Source organism: Nocardia sp. NPDC051052, from assembly GCF_044456045.1.
Classification (GTDB): Bacteria; Actinomycetota; Actinomycetes; order Mycobacteriales; family Mycobacteriaceae; genus Nocardia.
Genome location: NZ_JBITFL010000011.1, coordinates 109,878 through 128,687, shown reverse-complemented (window position 1 = coordinate 128,687; position 18,810 = coordinate 109,878). Strand labels below are relative to the sequence as shown.

The following is an 18,810-nucleotide window of genomic DNA, read 5'->3' as shown; positions in this document are numbered from 1 at the left end:
CTAGATGGCTGACTTGTGGGACGTACTCCTCGAAACCCTCGGATGGGTAGCTGGTAGCGATTGGCCTGAGGGCTCGGAAACCGGCATGCGGGACCTGGGCGGTGACTGGCACAACGCCGCCGAAGAGCTGCGCGGCATCATGGCCGACATCAACACGGCGAAGTCGGCCGCGCTCAACGCCTACCCGTCCGGTGCGGCGCGCGATGAGATCGCGGGCGCGTTCGACAAGATGCGCGATGGCACCGGTGCCAGCGGGGACGAGGCGAACAACAACCTCAAGAAGCTCGCGGAGTTCTTCGACAAGATCGGCGAATCCGCCGAGGGCGTCGGTACCGAAATCGAGTACGCCAAGTGGATGATGTGGTCCTCACTGGGCCTGCTGGCGATCGAACTCGCTGCGGCGTGGCTGTTTCCGCCCACCGCACCCGCCGTGGAACTGACCGCCATCGCCGCGACCCGGGTGACGATCCGGATGATCGCCAGGCAAGGGCTCCTTGCCCTCGCGAAGCACCTCCTCAAGCTGGCCATCACCAAGGGCGCCAAGTTCCTCTTCAAGCACGTCGCGCTCGACCTGGCGCTAGGCACCATTCAGGACTTGGGGATCCAGTGGATCCAGAAAGAACAGGGCCACCGCAAGGAGATCGACTGGAATCAGGTCAAGATGACCGCGATCTCCTCGGGGGCAGGCGCGATCGGAGGCGCGGCGGCCGGCCATGGGCTCGGACACCTTTTGAAGGGCGCCCATTTGGGCCCCGGCATGAAAGGCGCGATCACCGGCTTCGGCGCGGGCCTCGGCGGCTCGATCGCCGGGTTCGCACCGCAGTTTGTGATGGACGGGCTGAAAAACGGCTGGGGTAACGCGCTCGACAACTTCGACCCGCGAATGCTCACCGCAGGCATGTCGAACGGCGCCATGTCGGGCGGGAACAAGGCGCGCGCCACCAAGTTCCACTTCGACCGGGTGGGCACGCCGACCGGCGTCGGGCCGACGAACGGGGCTCGGATCGGCGGCCTCGGGCCCGAAGGCCTTGGCACGCACAGCAATGGCGGCCCGGATATGCGTCCGGCTGGCACCACTGGTGTCGACACGCCGCAGAACGGTGCGGTCGGCCAAGGTGAGCACGGCACGGGCGGCGACCGGACCGGCGGAGACAATGTCGGCGGTGGGTCGAACAACCGCACCAACAGTTCGGGTGACGGATCGTCTACGCGGACCGACGACACCTCATCCCGCAGCGGAGACACCGGCGACTCGAACCGGACTTACAGCACCGACGCTGACCGGCCGCAAGGTGGCGGTTCGGAGAGCCGTGGCTCCGATGGTGGGCAGCAGCAGGGTGGTGGTTCGGAGAGCCGTGGCTCCGATGGTGGGCAGCAGCAGGGTGGTGGTTCGGAGAGCCGTGGCTCCGATGGTGGGCAGCAGCACGGCGGTGGTTCGGAAAGCCGCGGTTCCGATGGTGGGCAGCAGCACAGCAGCGCACCCGAGAGCCACGGTAGTTCGCCGGAGCAGCACGCCGGAGCCGACGGTAGCGGCGGGGACCATAGTCGGGCGAGCATTGCCGACGGCGGTAGCACGCACGACAGCGGCACCGGTGCCGATCGGTCGGTCACGCCGCAGTCCGGTGCGGATACGGGAAGCGCTGCGGGAACGCATAATTCGGGTGATGCCGGGCGTGTCGGTGATGGTGCGACGGCCCGGCCCGGTGCAGACGGCGCGGCAGCTCGACCCGGCGGTGATGGTGCGGCGCCTCGGCAGACCGGTGATGGTGCCCCGGCTCGGCCGAGTGGCGCGGAGCCCGCGCGTGGCGGCGAAGCCAGGCCGCATTCGGGCACCGAACCGCGCGCAGACTCGCGGGCCGGATCGCCGGACGCCAAGCCGGGCGCCGATCGGCCCCGGGGTGACTCGCGCGCGGGCGTCTCGGAATCGAATCCCGCTCGGGCAGGCAAGGATTCGACTCCCGGCATCCGCGCGGAGTCGAGCGGCCCCGAGGTGCCCAAGGCGCCGGACCGAGCGGCGGGCGCGGCAGACGAGCACGTGCAGGTACATCCGGATTCGGAGGAGAACCTTCGGCCGCACTCGGATTCGGACGAGAACGTTCGGCCACACTCGGATGCGGACGGCCCAGATTCCAGGAAAAAGCCGGAAGCCGGTGTACCACAACAGGATCGGCCGCACACCGGTGCCGAGCCGCACGGCAGGGACGAAGCCGGACGCCCGCGCGCGAACGACTCTCGGCCAGTAGGCGACGCCCCGAACCGGGCGGGCGATGCGGATCCCGCACATCGCAGCGACCACGGTGACGACTCCGATAGTCGCTCGCATCATGACGACGTGGGGATCGTCCCGGTCGTGGATGCGGGCACGACAGCCCATCCGCGGCAGTCGGGGGCAGACGGCGCGCCGCGCCAGCACGCTGCTGATGGTGGCGCCGCGACGCCGCGACAGGACGGCGACACCGAAAGCAAGCGACCGCTCGACCCCGACGATCCGAATCGCGGCAAGTGCGGCGAGCTCTCGCTGCGCGAACTCCGCGACCGGTTCGGCGACTCGATTCGTCTGCCGGAGCGGACAATTGGTGTCGACGGCATGACCTCGCGAGAACTCGTCGGCGCCGCGGGCGGGCAGCTGCGCGAGTTCGCGGGTGGCCACGAGGCGATCGAGCGGCGGCTGCTCAAGATGGGCGACGGTGCCACGGCGCTCGTCGTCGACACCTACAAGGGCCCTCGCGACGAGCACGGTGTCGGCGCGCACGCATACCTGATGGTGAACGAGGGCGGCACGATCAAGGTGCACGACCCCAGCATGGGGGCCGAGCACGGCTTCCCGCCGCGGACGCCGAAGGAACTGCACAGCGCGAGCGCGATCATGTTCAAGCCGGATGGCACACCGGTCGACAAGGTGCCGAGCCGTGTTCGGGACGAATTGCTCGCCAACCCACGCGATCTCGCCGATTCCGACCGGATCGGCAATGTGCCGGACCCGCCGCCGCACCCGATCGACGAGCCGGTGCCGCCGGGCATGACCCGCGATGGCGACGGCTATCTGCGCCGCCACGGTGATCCTGCTGACCATTACAGGTCTGCTGGCGACGGCAAGTTGCACAAGTTCGGTGATAGGCCGAATACGTGGCGCGACAATGGTTCTCCGCATCAGTTGCGCGATCGAAACGGCTTTGCCCATGATCCCAACAAGCCTTCCAGTGGGGATATCGAACACCCGGCCCAACTCGGCGAACCGAAGCAGCACACACCCACGGACCCGGACATCATCAGGGAGCTGCAAGATGCTGCTAGTGATCGGCAACAGCAGGACAAAGACCGCAAAGCGGTCCGCAAGCTGCTGGAACCGCTCATGGACGAGTTCGACATCAAGAACGAGAAGGGTAAAACCGATGTTCATCAGCTGAGCGAGAAAAAGCTGAAAAATCTGTACGCCGAGAAACGCCGTGAGGTCTTGGCCGAAAACCTGAGCGAGGCTGAAATGGACGCCAAGCTGGATCGGCTGGCGGACCTGAAAACTCAAGCGACGAAATACAATCTACTCGGCAATGAAATGCATGCCACCTCGAAATTGCTGGGCGAATTGGCTGCCAGATCATTCATCCACCAGACCGACGGCGCAATACAGATCAGCCCTTTCGATGGTGCTTGGGACGGCAGGGACTCGGTCGACTTCGCCGTCTTGGTGCCGGGCAGACCGCCCAAGCTGGTGGTGATCGAGGCCAAGGGCGTCGGCTCGACCTTGGAGCCTGCCGAGACGCCATGGGGCAAGGCCGAACAGGGTTCTCCGGAGTATCTGCGCAGGACTCTCGCCCTCGACACAAACCTCAAGCAGATTCTCAACGAGACCCCTGAACAGATGCGCGAGCGCGGTCTCGACCCGAACAGCGACGAGGGCAAGGCGTTCCTGAAGAACCGCGAGGAGTTGCTGAAGGCCCATCGCGACGGCACCCTCGAGATCGAGTACTACAAGGCGCACGCCAGCATGAAGGGCGAGGTGACGATCACGCGGTTCGACCTCGAGCGCAACAATGTCCCGATCCCGATGGACAATTTGGGCGGTTTCCAGTCCGAGCACCACGCGTCCGACGATGCGTTCAATCATCCCGATGACCGCCGCGGTCGCTGTGGTGAATTGTCACTCGGAGAACTGCATGCCATGTACGGCGACCAGGTCCAGATGCCGCACCGCACAATCGGTCCCGACGGGATGACCGCTGGCGAACTGATGGCCTCGGCGGGCGGCAGGCTGGACCCCACCACGCACGAGAACCTCCAGCGACAGCTGCTCGGCCTGGGGGACGGATCGTCCGCACTGGTAGTCGACGCCTACTCGGGCTACCGGGACAATCACGGTGTCGGCGCGCACGCGTACCTGCTGGTGAACCAGGGCGGCGATATCGTGGTCCGTGACCTCGGCGCCGGGGCGGCCGACCATGGTTATCCGCCGCGGGTGCCGCGGGAGCTGAGCAGCACCCGCGCCATCGTGTTCGATGCGCAGGGCCAGCCGGAGCACCGGCTCAGTCCGGCGGAGCGGGCTCGCCTCATCGACGAGGCACAGGCGCCCGTCCCGGACCGGCGGATCGGTCAGGCCTTCGACGGACGACCCGACGACACGGGCAACCCGCGCCGCGACACCACCGACGACCAGGTCCCGACGCCGGAAGCGGGCCGTGCGGAGTGGGTGGCCCGCATGCAGGTCGAAAATGCCGAGTCCCTGCGCAGGCTCTCCGATCAATATCCCCAGGACGAGGGCCTGCGGGCGGAGGCGGACCGGGCGGCCGAGCAGGTTCGCGAACTCGCGGAAAAGGGACTGATCCCCGAGGACGACGGCTCGGGCATCCGGAAGCCGCCGGAAACGCCGAACACCGACGATCCGGTCACTCGGCCGATCGACCATCCCGAGTCCGAGGGTGGCCGGCGACCACGGCCGGCCGACAGCGCGGCGCCGAACAAGACGCCGGAAGCCCCGACGCATCCGGAGGCTGAACACGCTCCGCGACAACAACCTTCGGACGGCGCGGGTCCGAACAAGTCGCCGGAATCGCCGACGCATCCGGAGTCCGAGCGTGCCCCGCGCGAACAGCCCGCCGATAGCGCGGGTCCGAACAAGACGCCCGAATCCTCGACGCCCACCGACCCGGGCGACGGCCGTTCGCGGGATATGCGACCGGCGGATGCCTCTCGGTCGCAAGAAGGTTCGGCGCCCGAGCCTCGTCAACGTCCGGTCTCGGACGAGCCGACCAAAACGCCGCCCGACTCTCACCTGCCGCGCGAGCGAGAGTCCGCCTCGCACATGTTGCCGCCGCGCCGCCCGTCGGAAGTGCCTCGTTCGCAAGGTGATTCGGGGTCCGAGCCGCGCCAACGCCCGGCGGCGGGCGAGCCCGCAAGGCCGCCGTCCGACCATCCGCTGTCCCGCGAGCGAGAGTCCGCTTCGCACATGTTGCCGCCGCGTCGTCCGACGGCGGCGCCGGTCCACGGAATGGATGGCGGTGCGCACCACGACGGCGGTCAGCCAGACCCGCACATCGTCGACAAGTGGACGCTACTCGACGCGGCGCAGGTCGGCGAGGAGCTGGCCAAGCAGACCGGGCTGAAGGTCTACGGGTTCGACATGCCCGGTTTCGATGCCGAGGTGGCGCGCGAGATCGCCAGGGGCGTCGTCGAAATGCGGACCAAGTACCCGCACGTTGTCCTCGGTAGCGTCGGCATCGGCCCGTTCCCGAGCGGGCGCTTGGCGGAGATGGTTCCGGGCCGTCACCCGGAGACTGGGGTGCGGTACGCAGAGTCGCTCAGGATCAATCAGGAACTCGTCGGAAGTCTGGACAAGTTCCGCGGCAAAGTCCAGGAGGGCGTGCACCTCGGACGGTTCGATCAGTCCACCACGACTCGCGCGGTCTACCAGATGCTGCTGCACGAATTCGGCCACGCGGTGGACTTCCACGGACAGCGAACCTCGCTTCGACCGTTGAACCCGAACGATCCGCACTCGCTGACCTATACCGACAAAGTCCTGCAGGACTACTACCGGCACAAGGCCGAGCAGGACCCCGCAGTCCCCAATACCGCTGCGGGATACCGCAAGTGGCTGAGTCAGCTCAGCCGGTACAGCTTCGACAAACACGGCGTCTTCAGCCCGGGGGAAGCCGTCGCCGATGCCTTCCGCGATGTAGAACTGCACGGCGACCGGGCCAGTGAGCCGGCCAGGGTCATGCACAAGATGCTGACCGACTTGGCGAAATTGGGACCCGACGTGCTGGCGCCACGGATGCAAGGCCCCGAGGCCACGCCGCATTCAGCAGCGGACCAGCCGGCCAGGATGGCGGTCGACCCACCGCACGATCCCGACCCGGCCGGGAACGACAACGGCGGCCGACACGAGAGCACCGCGGACTGGACCGACCGCATGCGTGCCGAGACCGCCGAGTGGACGGCTCGGATGGCCGCCGAGCACGCGGCGGCGATGCGGCAGATCGCGGATACCGCACCGCTGGACTGGGCCACGCGGATGCGAGCCGACCACGCCGAATGGCGGGCCCGAATGTTGGCGCTGCGCGCCGAGTTCTCCCGCGATATCGCCGACGGCACCTTGCCTCGGCCCGCGGCGGAGGTGCCGTCGGAGGAGACGGGCAAGCACCGGGTTCACGAGGGCGAAGTCCTGGGTGACGCGCAGGTGCCGCCGCGCGAGGATTCGGCCGCGCAGCCGGAGCCCGAAGGCGCCGGTGGCGGCAAGAAACCGCCGGAATCGCCACCGCGCGTTGGTGATCCGGGCGACCCGGGTGATGACGGCACGAACCACGGCGACCGGCAGCCAGGTGTCGACTCGCCGCCCGCGCACGAGGAGAGCGCGCCACGCCCCGAGGACCCACTCGATGCGCGCCATGCGGAGCTGAACGCTGAGCGCGATCGTGCCGTCGCCGACCGGGATGCGTTGCAGCAGCAGCGCAATGAGCTGGCCGGGCGGCTGCGCGTGTCGTCGGCGGACGACTGGGCGGCATTGCATCCGGACAACCTGCCGCGCACGCTGGAGGAGTTGCGCGGCCGCACCATGGAGGTGCGCGAGGAGATGCCGCGCGAACAGGCGCGCATCGATGAGCTGGAGCAACTGGCCGACCGGGTCGCCGACGCGAACAACGACATCGCCAGGATCGATCGCGAGCTGGCAGCGCTGGATGCCGAACGCGAAGCCGCACTACGCGAGACCCCCGAGGGCGAGTACGCCCGCCTCCTAGAGGAGCGGCGTGAGCTGGACCATGAGCGCGAATTCGCCAGGGCGAAGCGCGATGACCTGGCCGCGTACCTCGGGTTCCGGGAACTGAGCGGCCAGGGCTTCGAGCGCCGCATGCTCGAGCTGTATGACCAGGCGCAATCGCGGCAGACCCGGATCCCCGGCAATCTGGACACCCCGGAACGGATCGTCCGGGAACAGCTCAGTGGTTCCGAGCGCGAATTGCATCTGCGTGAGCTCCGCAGATTCAGTGACGCCATGCGGGATTGCGATCGTCTCGACGCGGCCGTCGCCGAGAAGGACGCCCGCCTCGCGCAACTGCGGGACGAGGGCGTCGTCGATGGGCGCCCGCCCGGCGATGATGTCGGCACCGCCCTCGATCGCTTGGTTGACGATTACGCTGAGCTGCTGCGCGATACCGAGGCACGGCAGACGGTGCTGGAGGATCTGGCCCGGCGGCTCGGGATTCCGGTATCGGAGCTCGGCCCGCATCCACGGGATCTGGAAAAGGCGCTGGATTGGCATCGGACGCGAACGATGCGGGTGGACAACGGCGAGATGGCCGATCGCCACCGCGTGCTCGATGAGCTGGAAGCCGCCGCGCGCGATGTGCTCGACCGCGAACACGCCATGGGCAAGCTGCGGGACGAGATGGCTCGGCTCAATGGTCTGTGGGGGGATTTAGTCGGGGCCGAGGGCGGCCGGATGATCACCGATCGGGTCGGTCTCATCCCCGGTGAGCGTCCGCGCATCGTGGTGTTCGGTCCGCGCGCGGAATTCGAGCCGTCGCGCGCGGGTCACGACGACGCGCTGCTGCAAGCCATCCGCACGGAACCCGCTGTGGCACAGGCGATGATGCGGCAACCACGGATCGAATACCGGCAGGTCGTCGTCGGCCCAGACGGCACTTGGCGGCAGGTGGGGATGGGCGGTCCGCCCATCGAGCGCACTGCCACCGGCTGGATCAACGGGGATCCCGGCCTGTTGATGGTGCGCTGGCAAGACGCGGACGGTCACTGGCATGCCGTCGATCCGAGCGAGCCGAAACGAAGCACTAACCGCGGTCCCGAAGCGCCGAAAGAATACGACCCGGGCAATCCGGATTGGTGGGGCGGGCTCTCCGACTACATCAACGACCTGGCAACCCCGTTCGCCGATATCCCGCCGGGGCATATCGCGAAGAACATGCTCGAACTGAACCCGATGAATGTGGAGACCAAATACTTCGACAACGGCATGCCGGCGGACGACATCGTCAGCCTCCATCTCGGTGGAGATATCGGTTCTATTCAGCGAAATATCCGCAACTTGTTCATGGCGATCGACCATCCCGCGGTGCGGGACTGGATCCATCGGCATCCGGCCATCGGCGACTGGGTACTGGCGCGTCCGTGGCTGAAGCGGTTTTTCCCGGTCGGCACCATGTGGTCGAAGTTCCAGTGGCACCGGCCGCCGGAGTCCAACTTTCAGCCGATGTACCGCGCCTGGGAGCCGGCCGAGCATGCCAGGACCGAGATTCCGGAGTGGCTGCGCCCCGCGATCGATGAGGATGTCGCGAACTGGCGGCGCGTGCAGGAATGGGCCGACGGCGAATACGACAAGTTCCGGGCCGACGATCAGCTCGCCGACCGCATGGCCGAACGGCTTGCCGAGTACCGCCAGGAGCAGATGCGGGTCGGCGCGCAGGATTTGGTCGATCGCATCCGCAAGGAACTGGTCGATTCGCATCAGCCGCAGCGGATCGATGAAGCCATCAAACGGATCGCCAACGATTCCTTCGATCACTTCGCCACCGATGATCGGGTCGCGATCAGACACACGGTCGCCGATATTCGGCAACGCCTGCTCGACATCACAAGCGAGCACCCGATCACCGACGCCGACATCACCCGGATCGTCGACGGGTTGGCCCCCGATATCCGTCCGCTGCCGCCGAAGATCGAAGAGCACAACTGGCCCGATCCGTTCCCGGATCGCCCGCAACCCGACAGTGCCCCGCCGAAGCACGAATTCCCGGCCTTCACCAGGGACCAGATTCAGCAGATCCTGAATCATCTGATGGTCGACGAGCATCCGGCCGTCGATCACGCCGATCCCAACGGCAACTTGACGACGCGGCGGATGGACCAGCTCGCCGACGTGGCCGAGGCGATCAACCGGATCGCAGACGGCAAGCCGCTGCCCGCGGATGTCGTCCTCATGCTCGACGCACTCGCCGAATCCAACTTCCTGCGCACTCCCGCGCCGCGCGAAGGGCGCTGGACCTGGCATGAAGCGAACGCGCACGCGGTGGCCGAGGGCTTCCACTGGGATGCGAACCGGCCGCCGCTGACCGGTGATCGCGCGAATATCCCGTACGCGCCGGAGCCGCTGCGCCCGCCGGAGCCGTTCCTGCCGCGCGATCGCTTCGAGCTGCAATTGGGCAATGCCAGGGAGCTTTGGAACGCGCGCTCGACCGCGCTGCTCGAGGCCGTGCGACTGGCCGGGATTGATCCCGAGGCGTTGTTCGGCGCCGCCGATCCCGTCGACCGGCTGGCCAACCTGCGGACACAGCAGCCGGACGAAGCTGGTCGCCAGCGCATCGATGACGTGTCGCGTGCGTTGCGTGAATTCGACGAGGCAGGTGCCGAAGTCACCCGCCTCGAACAGCGGATCGAGCAGCATGATGTCAACCTCGACCGCGCCCGCGCGGCGATCCGCGGCGAGCAGCCGGAAGTGCCTGCGCTGGAAGCTGATTCAAATGCGCGACCGGAAGATCCCGCGCACTCCGCCGACGCCGAGCAGCAACGGGTTGCCGAGGAACAAAGGGAAGCCGAGCGGCAGCGAAGTTACGCTGAAGCGGATGCGCGCCAACGGAGTAACGAGATCGATCGGCTGGAGCGGGCGAAGGCCGACGCGGTCCGTGCCAGGGACGAGGCTGCCGAACAGCTGCGGCAGGCGCGTGATCAGGCCGAGGCGGAGGAGGCGTTCGAGCGGCATCGTTACGCGGAACGTGATGCGGCCGAACGAGATCAGCAGCTCACTGATCAACTGCGCAAAGACACCTTGCACGAAGCAGGCGCGGAGCCACTCGACGGTGTGCCGCAGATCGGCATAGTCCCGGGTGATCCACCGCAGGCCGTAGTCGTGGTGCGTGGGGAGTCGACTGATCCGACCACGTTGATCGATCGGGCTGCGGCACAGCACCCAGAACTGAACGATCTGGTCGGCCCGAACCGCGACAACATCACCACCTATCGCCTCGTCCCCGGTGCGGACGGTCGCACGCAGGTGCACCGGACCGACTCGCCCGAGATCGCCGCGCAGTCGCCGGAAGCTCTGCTGCAGCAGCAACGTTTCGACGAAGCGGATGCGCGGCAGCGGAGTAACGAGATCGATCGGCTGGAGCGGGCGAAGGCCGACGCGGTGCGTGCCAGGGACGAGGCCGAGGAAGAGCTTCGGCAGGCAAGCGACCAGGCCGAGGCCGAGGATGCGTTCGAGCGGCACAAGTACGCGGTGCGTGATGCGGCCGAGCGGGATCAGCAGCTTGCCGATCAGCTGCGGAAGAACACGATGCTCGAAGCGGGTGCGGAGCCGCTGGACGGGGTGCCGCAGATCGGCATCGTTCCTAGCGATCCGCCGCAGGCCGTTGTCGTGGTGCGTGGGGAGTCGACTGATCCGACCACCCTGGTCGATCGAGCCGCGGCACAGCACCCGGAGCTGAACGATCTGGTCGGTCCGAACCGCGACAACGTCATCGTTTACCGCCTTGTCCCGGGGGAAGACGGTCGCACGCAGGTGCACCGGACCGATCCACCGGATGCGCCACCGCTGGCGGCACCACGCCCCGAACCCGATGCGCCGAGCGATGGTGGCGGTGCGAAGAAGCCGCCGAGCGGTGTGGTGCCGGAGCCGAGTGAGGTACAGGGCTCTAACGCAGCAGATTATACTGCGGCACAACAGAAGCTGGGCGAAGACCCGAGTTCGGCAGACAAGCCTGCGAGCGAAGTCGGCGAGCCTGCCGACAAGCCGAACAAGCTCGTCAACGAGCCGAGTGAGCCTGTCGGCGAAGCGGATAAGTCTGTTGCCGAGCCGCGCGAGCCTGTCGGTGAAGCGAGTAAGTCTGTCGCAGAGCCGAACAAGCCTGTCGCAGAGCCGAACAAGCCAGCCACCGAGGCGGAAAAGCCTGTCGCCGAGGCGAACAAGTCTGCGGCAGAGGCCGATGTACCGGCGAACAAGCCTGAAACAGTCGCAGACAAGGCCGCCAGCGAAGCGAATAAGCTTGCGGGAGAAGCAGATACGCCGAGCGAGGCGGCCAAGCCGGTGCGCACTGCCGCACCGGATCCCGCGCAGGTTCAGCAGTCCGGTGATCCTGGTGATCCGAGCAACGCGGGTGACCCAGGCGATCCGAACGGCGGCAACCGTCCACCGGCCGCCGAGCAGTCCACGCAGTGGTCGACGGCGGGCGAGCCGCGCCCCTACGCGCCGGATATCCGGAATCCGGAGGTCGACGGGCTTCTCGACCAGATAACCGCGGCAGCCGACAACGGTCAGACGCTGCTCGACCGAGCGCGCACGATGGCGCGCGCGCTCGGCGTGGATCCGGCGGGGCTGAATGCTCGTGAGCTGGAGCAAGCGGCTCGAACTGTGTTGGAGGGTGCCGATTCCCGGGTCGCGGAGCTCCGCGACCGCCAGCACGTTCCGCCCGAAGAGATGGTGCGGTACTTCGACGATCTGCACGCGGCAGAGCGCCACTACGGCGAGGTCGTGCGGGCAACCGGCGAGCTGTCCAAGACGCTCGGCCAGTACCACGAGTCGGTGCGGACCAGAAACACGCTGCGCGCCGAAGCGGCGGCCGCGATCTCGCGCGACATCCTCGCAGCGGAGGGACGGCCGCTGCCCAATGCGAACGGTATCGCCGTGCTCCCCGGCGATCGGCAGCGGCTACTCGTCGTCTCGCCGTCCGAGGCGCCGGAACACATCATCGGCGCCGACCTTCGTGCGCAGCTGGCCGGACAGGGTGTCGAGGTCACCTACCGGCAGGTGCGTATCGATGAGCAGGGGCAGGTGTCCGTCGTCGATCTGGTGCCGCCGAGCGGCCCGGACCCCTCGGGCGGACCGATCCACTCGTCGACCCCGCCCGCGCCCGGCGGCGGCACACCGGCACCGCACGGCGGCAGCACACCGGCGCGCACTGGCGAGCCGAATGGCGTTGCCGGAGCGAACAAACCGCCGAGCGAGGGACAACCACCGACCAGCGACTCGCGCTCCAGCGATATGAAAGACCGAGATTCGTCGCATGATTCGGCCCCGAAGCCCGCGTCAAGCGACGATGACGGTGGGCAACAGCCGCCCCGACCGCCGTCTCCGTCGCAGGCAGGCGACCCCGGTGATGGTGGTTCCGACAGCGGCGGTCACCGTCCCCCGGAGGGCGGACCCGCCCAGGAGCCGCACGAATCAGGTTCGGACGCTGCGGCTCTCGCGCGGGCGGTGGCTCGGGTGGAGGCCGCGGCGACGTCCGGTGAGACCATCCATTTCGAGCGGATCAGCGAGGAGGCGACGCGGATCACCCTCGAGGACGGCACGCAGCTGATCCGCAAGACGCTCAGCAATGTGCAGCACGCCGACGCGGAAGTGCTTGCCGCACAGGTCGGTCACGCAGTCGGTGCCAATGTGCCGCACGTCGTGCGGGTCGGCGACCACGTGGTCTACATGCAGCTCATGGCGGGTGATTGGGCAGGCGGGCGGCATCCAGGCGCGTGGGGCCCGCAGGAGACCGGATTGACCAACACACCGGCCGGTGTCCGCCTCGGTCTGCTGGACACGCTGATTCGGATGCCGGACCGCGGCATGACGAACTGGCTGGTCACCGCGGACGGACTGCTCAGCGGCATCGACCACAGTCTCGCGTTCGGCGGTGGGCAGCGCCCGAACGCCGAAACCACCAGTGGTTTCGCTCATCACTTCCTCGAGCCCGGCCCAGACGGCGCGCTGCAGTGGCGTCAGCACGACGTGAGCGCGGCCGACCTGGCCGAGATCCGCCGCCGGATCGAGGCACTGGAACCGGCGTTCGCGGACCGCCCCGAGTGGCATCAGTCCGTCCTCGACCGGTTGACCAAGCTCGAGCAGAACGTGCGGCCGGACGGCGAACCGCCCGCAACCCACGGCCCCGACGATCCAGGCGACGCCGGGCCGCGACGACCGGGCGGCTCCGAAAACGAGAGCGGCGCACCGAGATCCGAGACTTCCGCGGAACCCGCCGGCGGACCTCGAATTGAAGCCACCCCGCATTCCGATGGCACCCCGCAACCCGATCCTGCCTCGGTGCACGAGGCGGACAACGCCGAACGCCGCGCTGAGACGGTCAAGGCGCGCGACCTCGCCGTAGAAGACCTCGAGCTCGCGATCCGCAGGCGCAACGAGCTGGCCGAGTTCCTCGGCGTCGACCCGGCCGACGACTGGGCCGCCCTGCGGCCGGGCGACAACCTCGCCGACACCCTGCGTGAGTTGAATCACCGCCGTCCAGACGTGCCCGAGTGGCAGCCGCACGACCTGCTTCGCGTCAAGGAGCTGGAGCGGCTGTCGAATCGGGTGCCCGAGTCGACCGCGGCGATCGAGCGGTTGACCGCCGAACTGGCCAGGATGGATGCCGAGGACGGCCCGCAGGAAACCCGAGAGGCCGAATACGATCGCCTGCTCCAGGAACGCGGCGAGCTGGCGCGCGAGCGCGAAGCCGCGCGCGCGACAAGAGATGAGATCGCCGGGCGACTCGATGTGAAACACCTGACCGGCGACGCGTTCACCCAGCGGGTGCTCGAGCTGCACAACGAGGCCCGCAACAGGTCGGTGCGGGTGCCCGCCAACCTGGACAGCCCCTCACGGGTGGTGCACGAACCGGTGTCCGGGCCCGAGCGCGAGCTGCGCGACCGCGCCGTTCGCAAACTGGTCCAGGCCGTCGAGGCGTTCAACCGGCTCGACGATGCGGTCAGCGGGATCGACACCAGGCTCAATGACCTGCACGGCGAGAAGGTGAACCGGGACCGCCCGCTATCCGCCGACGTTGTCGCCACCCTGGATCGGCTGGCCCACGAGCAGGCGGCGATCTTCCAGGAGAGCAAGCGACGGCGCACGGTCATGGAGGACCTGGCGGAGCGACTGGATGTTCCGCTGTCCGATCTCGGCCCGGAACCACACCGGCTGGACGAGACGATGCGGCGTCAGCGGCAGCTCGACGACGGCACCGATCCGCACCGAGCGGGCATGCTAGAGGAACTCGGCGACGCCGCGGCCGACGTGATCCGGTCCGACAAGGCGATGACCCGCAAGCAGCACCAGATGACGCAGCTAACCGAGCGGTGGCACGAGGTTGCCGAGTGGCGCGACACCATGCGCGCCGAGGGCGGTCGGATGGCGACCGACCGAGTCGGCATCATCGTGGGCGAGCCACCCCGGATCGTGGTTTTCGGTCAGCAGCCCGAGACGGCGCGCCACGGCGCCATCCACGATGCCGCGCTCGAACACGCGATCCGCACCAATGCAGGTGTCGCACAGGCGATGTTGCAGCATCCGCGAATCGAATATCGGGAGACCGCGCCGGGGCGGGAGACGGTGGTGCACCCGGGGCCGTCGCTGGAGCGCACCGCGACGGGCTGGATCCAGGGCGACCCCGGCATGCTGGTGGTCCGCTGGCGCGACGGTGCCGGTGACTGGCATACGGTCAACCCGAGCAGGCCCGACTGGACGGTCAATGTGGGCGAGGACGGCAGGTTGCGCCGTGGCAAGAAGCTAGGGGATTACGATCCGGGCAATCCCGATTGGTGGGCGGGTCTCGCCGACTACATCAACGACCTGGCGACACCGTTCGCCGATATCCCGCCGGGGCATATCGCGAAGAACATGCTGCCGATGAATGCGATGAGCGCACCGGTCGAGTACTTCCAGGATGGTGTCCCGGCCGACGACATTGTCACCATCCACATCGGCGGCGATTTCTATGCCATCCAACGCGATATCCGTACCCTGCTCCAGGCGATCGATCACCCGATGGTGCGGGACTGGATCCATCGGCACCCGGCGATCGGCGACTGGGTCAAGGCCCGGCCGTGGTTGCAGCGGCTGCCACCGTTCGGGACGGTGTGGGACGGTTTCGATTGGCATAAGCCGCCGGAGACCAATATCCAGCCGATGTTCCGTAGTTGGGAGGCGAGCGAACACTCGCGCCTCGACGAACACGTCGAGATCCCCGAGTGGTTGCAGCAGGTCTTCGATCACGAGATCGCCGATTGGCAGCGGGTTCAGGACTGGGCCGACGGTGAATACGACAGGTTCCGTGCCGATCGCCGGCTGGCCGACAAGATCGCCGATCAGTTGGCGCACTACGGCGAAGACCAGCAGTCCGACGCCGCGCGCAAGCTCATCGACCTGGTGCGCAAGGAACTGGTTGACGCTCATCGCGGCATCGACCCCACCCGGCCCGACGCCGCCGAGCAACTGCATCGGATCGACCAGCAGATCGATGACCTGGCCGGGCGCGTGCTCGGCATGTTCGACAGCAATGATCGAATCGCGGTGCGCGACACCATCGCCGACATCCGCAACCTGCTCGTCGATCAGCAGAGCACCGGGCGCATCACCGAGGAACAGCTCGATCGGATGGCGCGGGAACTGGCGCCGAACATGTGGCACGACGCCACCACCGACGGCGCCCTGCCGCCGCCGCGCTTCACCAGGGAGCAGATTCAGCAGGTCCTCAATCACCTGATGACCGATGAGCATCTGGTGACCGACTACGCCGATCCCTCCGGCCGAGTGGTGAAGCGGCCAATGGATCAGCTGGCCGATGTCGCCGAGGCGCTCAACCGCCTGGTGGCAGGCGAACCGCTGAAACAGGACATCGTGCTGCTGTACGACGCGCTGGCCGAGTCGGAGTTCCTGCGCGATCCCGAGAATCGGGGCAAGACCTGGCACGACGCGAACACCCACGCGGTCGGCCTCGGCTTCCACTGGGACGCGGATCGGCCGCCGCTGACCGGCTGGCGGGCCGGCATTCCGTTCGCCGCCGCACCGCTGACGGATTCGACGCCGTTCCTGCCGCGCGACCGCTACCAGCTCGCATTGTCCGAGGCGCGAGCCACTTTGGACGCGCGCACCGATGCGCTGCTCGCGCTGGAACAGCGCCTCGGCGTCGACCCCGCCTGGCTGTTCGGCTCCGACGAGCCCGTCGACACGCGATTGGCCGAACTGCGGGCCCAGCAGCCAGACGCGGACGGCCGCCGGCGGGTGGACGACTTCGCGCAGGCGTTCCGCGATGTCGAGGACGCCGCCGCGGACGTGCGGCGCCATGAGGAGAACGTCGAACGTCACGACGTCGAACTTCAGCAAGCTCGGGCGCTGGCGCGCAGCGGACGACCCGAACTTCCGGCTGCGCAGACGCCGGAAAGTGATCAGCACGAGGCGGATACGACGCACAATGACGCAGATGCGCAACGCGACGCCGACGCTCGACAGGAGGTAGCGGACCTCAGGGAGCATCTCGAAGCGGAGTTGGTGCCCGCCCAGGATCGGCTCGATCGTGCCGAAGCGGCGCGGGCCGAGGCCGCCGCGAATCTGTCCATGACGATCCAGCCACACGAGCTGCGTTCCGTGCGTGAAATCGAAGCGCGCGCCGAAGATTTGCGGTCCCGGACGTTGGACGTCACCGAGCAGCAGGCTCGGCTGGACAAGGTCGCCGAACTCGAGCGAGCCGCGAAGGATTACCTCGTCGCCGACGCCGAAGTGGGGCGCATCGAAGCGGAACTGGCGCAGGCAGAGACCCGTGCCGAAACTCTGACACCGCTCGACCCGAACGCAGGCGTCCGGCCTCGATCGGATGAGGAGAACGCGAACCAGCAAGAACCGCTTGGCGATTCGCCCCCGACCCGCCCCGCTCCGGAACGTAATGGGTCCGATCTCGCTGAGCAGCCCACTGATTCGGGTACGGCGACAGATCGCGACCGCGACACCGGTGGCCCTGATCGCGAGCAGCCGGTCGATCCAGACTCGACAGTGCATCGCGATCGCGACGGTGACGACCCCGATCCCGTTGAGTCGCCCGGTGATTCAGGCTCTGCGCGGGATCGGACTCGTGAGTCCGAGAGCGACTCGGATCGCGATGATTCAGCGGGTGATGAGCAGTCGGTCGATTCGGACTCGACGGCAAATCGTGATCGTGACGATGATGACTCCGATCCTGCTGAGCAGTCTGGTGATTCGGGGTCTATGCGGGATCGGACTCGTGAGTCCGAAGGGGACTCTGATCGTGACGACTCGTCGGGCGATTCGGGGTCGGATCGGGGGACTACCGATGGTGGTTCGAATCGGGATCGCGGTTCCGACAACGGGGACGACGATGGTGGGGACGATCGGTTCCGCGGTGGCGAGCCGGATCCGGCGCTGCTCCGTTCGCGTATCCCGCATCCGCCGCACGACTACGAGTTCGAGTTCCCGCCGGAGGTAGGGCCCCCGCCCACCGTTCATGTACCCGCGCCGGAACTTCCGGAGCCGCCGCAACCCCCGCACCCGCCCGTGCCCCCGCATCCGCCGGTCCCGCCGCACCCGCCGACTCCGCCACGGACTCCGGTCCCTCCGACGCGTCCGCACACGCCGCATCCAGTACCGACCACGCCGACGACACGGCCGACGCCTCCGACGACGCCTCCGACGACGCCTCCGACGACGCCGCCGACGACGCCGCCGACGACGCCGCCGACGACGCCGCCGACGACGCCGCCGACGACGCCGCCGACCACGCCCCCGACGACGCCGCCGACCACACCTCCGACCACGCCGCCGACGACGCCTCCGACCACGCCCCCGACGACGACGCCGACCACACCTCCAACGACCCCGCCAACCACACCCCCCACGTCGCCGGATCCGACACAGCCTGGCCAGTCCACGCCACCGCCGAACCCACTACAGGCACTTCCCCCATACCCGGGAGAGTCTGGGGCAGCACCGTTCCCAGGCCAGCCGTCACTTCCGGGCCAACCCGGATACCCCGGCCAGAACGGGCACATCCCGAACCCATGGCAATCCAACGGCTCGCCGGCCGGTGACCCACAACAGCCTTCGATGGCCCCACCGATGATGCCGCCGATGGCAGGATCGGGCACCGGTGCCGCGGGCCGGCGTGGTGGCGAACGCCGACGCTGGAACGGCGAGAACGCCACGCCGAGTAGCGAAATAGTCATCCAGCCACTCGACGGAGGCCGCATGGCCACCTTCGATCCGGAGACGGGCTCGCTGCGCGCGCTCACCACTTCGGCCACCAGCCCGGTCGGCGGCGTACTCGGCTACTTCGGTGACGTCCTCGCCGTTTTCTACCGCAAGGCGGGCCGCCTGACATTGCGCCTGGGCGCCAACGAGTTCGATCTCGATGCCCCCGCCGTCGACGTCGGCTGGCAGCACCTCGGTCCGCAGCAGGCCCGCTTCCAGGTGCGGGTCGGCGGCGAGCCCGTCGTCGATTTCCCCTACCCGCTGGGCGGCGCCGGGACCGACCTGGGTCTGATAATTCGCGACGTCTTGGCCGACCCGCGACAATGTGCCGGAGTGTTCCACTGAGA

1 protein-coding gene is annotated in these 18,810 nt (G+C 67.9%); it reads left to right on the top strand.

What is annotated here, in order from left to right:
• The first annotated feature begins 4 nt into the window (after positions 1 to 4).
• Positions 5 to 18,808 carry a hypothetical protein gene (locus ACIBCN_RS33025; protein ID WP_396995625.1) on the top strand — a complete coding sequence of 6,268 codons (18,804 nt, stop codon included), beginning with the start codon at positions 5 to 7 and terminating at the stop codon, positions 18,806 to 18,808.
• Positions 18,809 to 18,810 lie beyond the last annotated feature (2 nt).

What these genes read in the sequence shown, in the direction of transcription:
- ACIBCN_RS33025 (WP_396995625.1), top strand. Translation starts at nt 5, where the DNA reads ATGGCTGACTTGTGGGACGTACTCCTCGAAACCCTCGGATGGGTAGCT.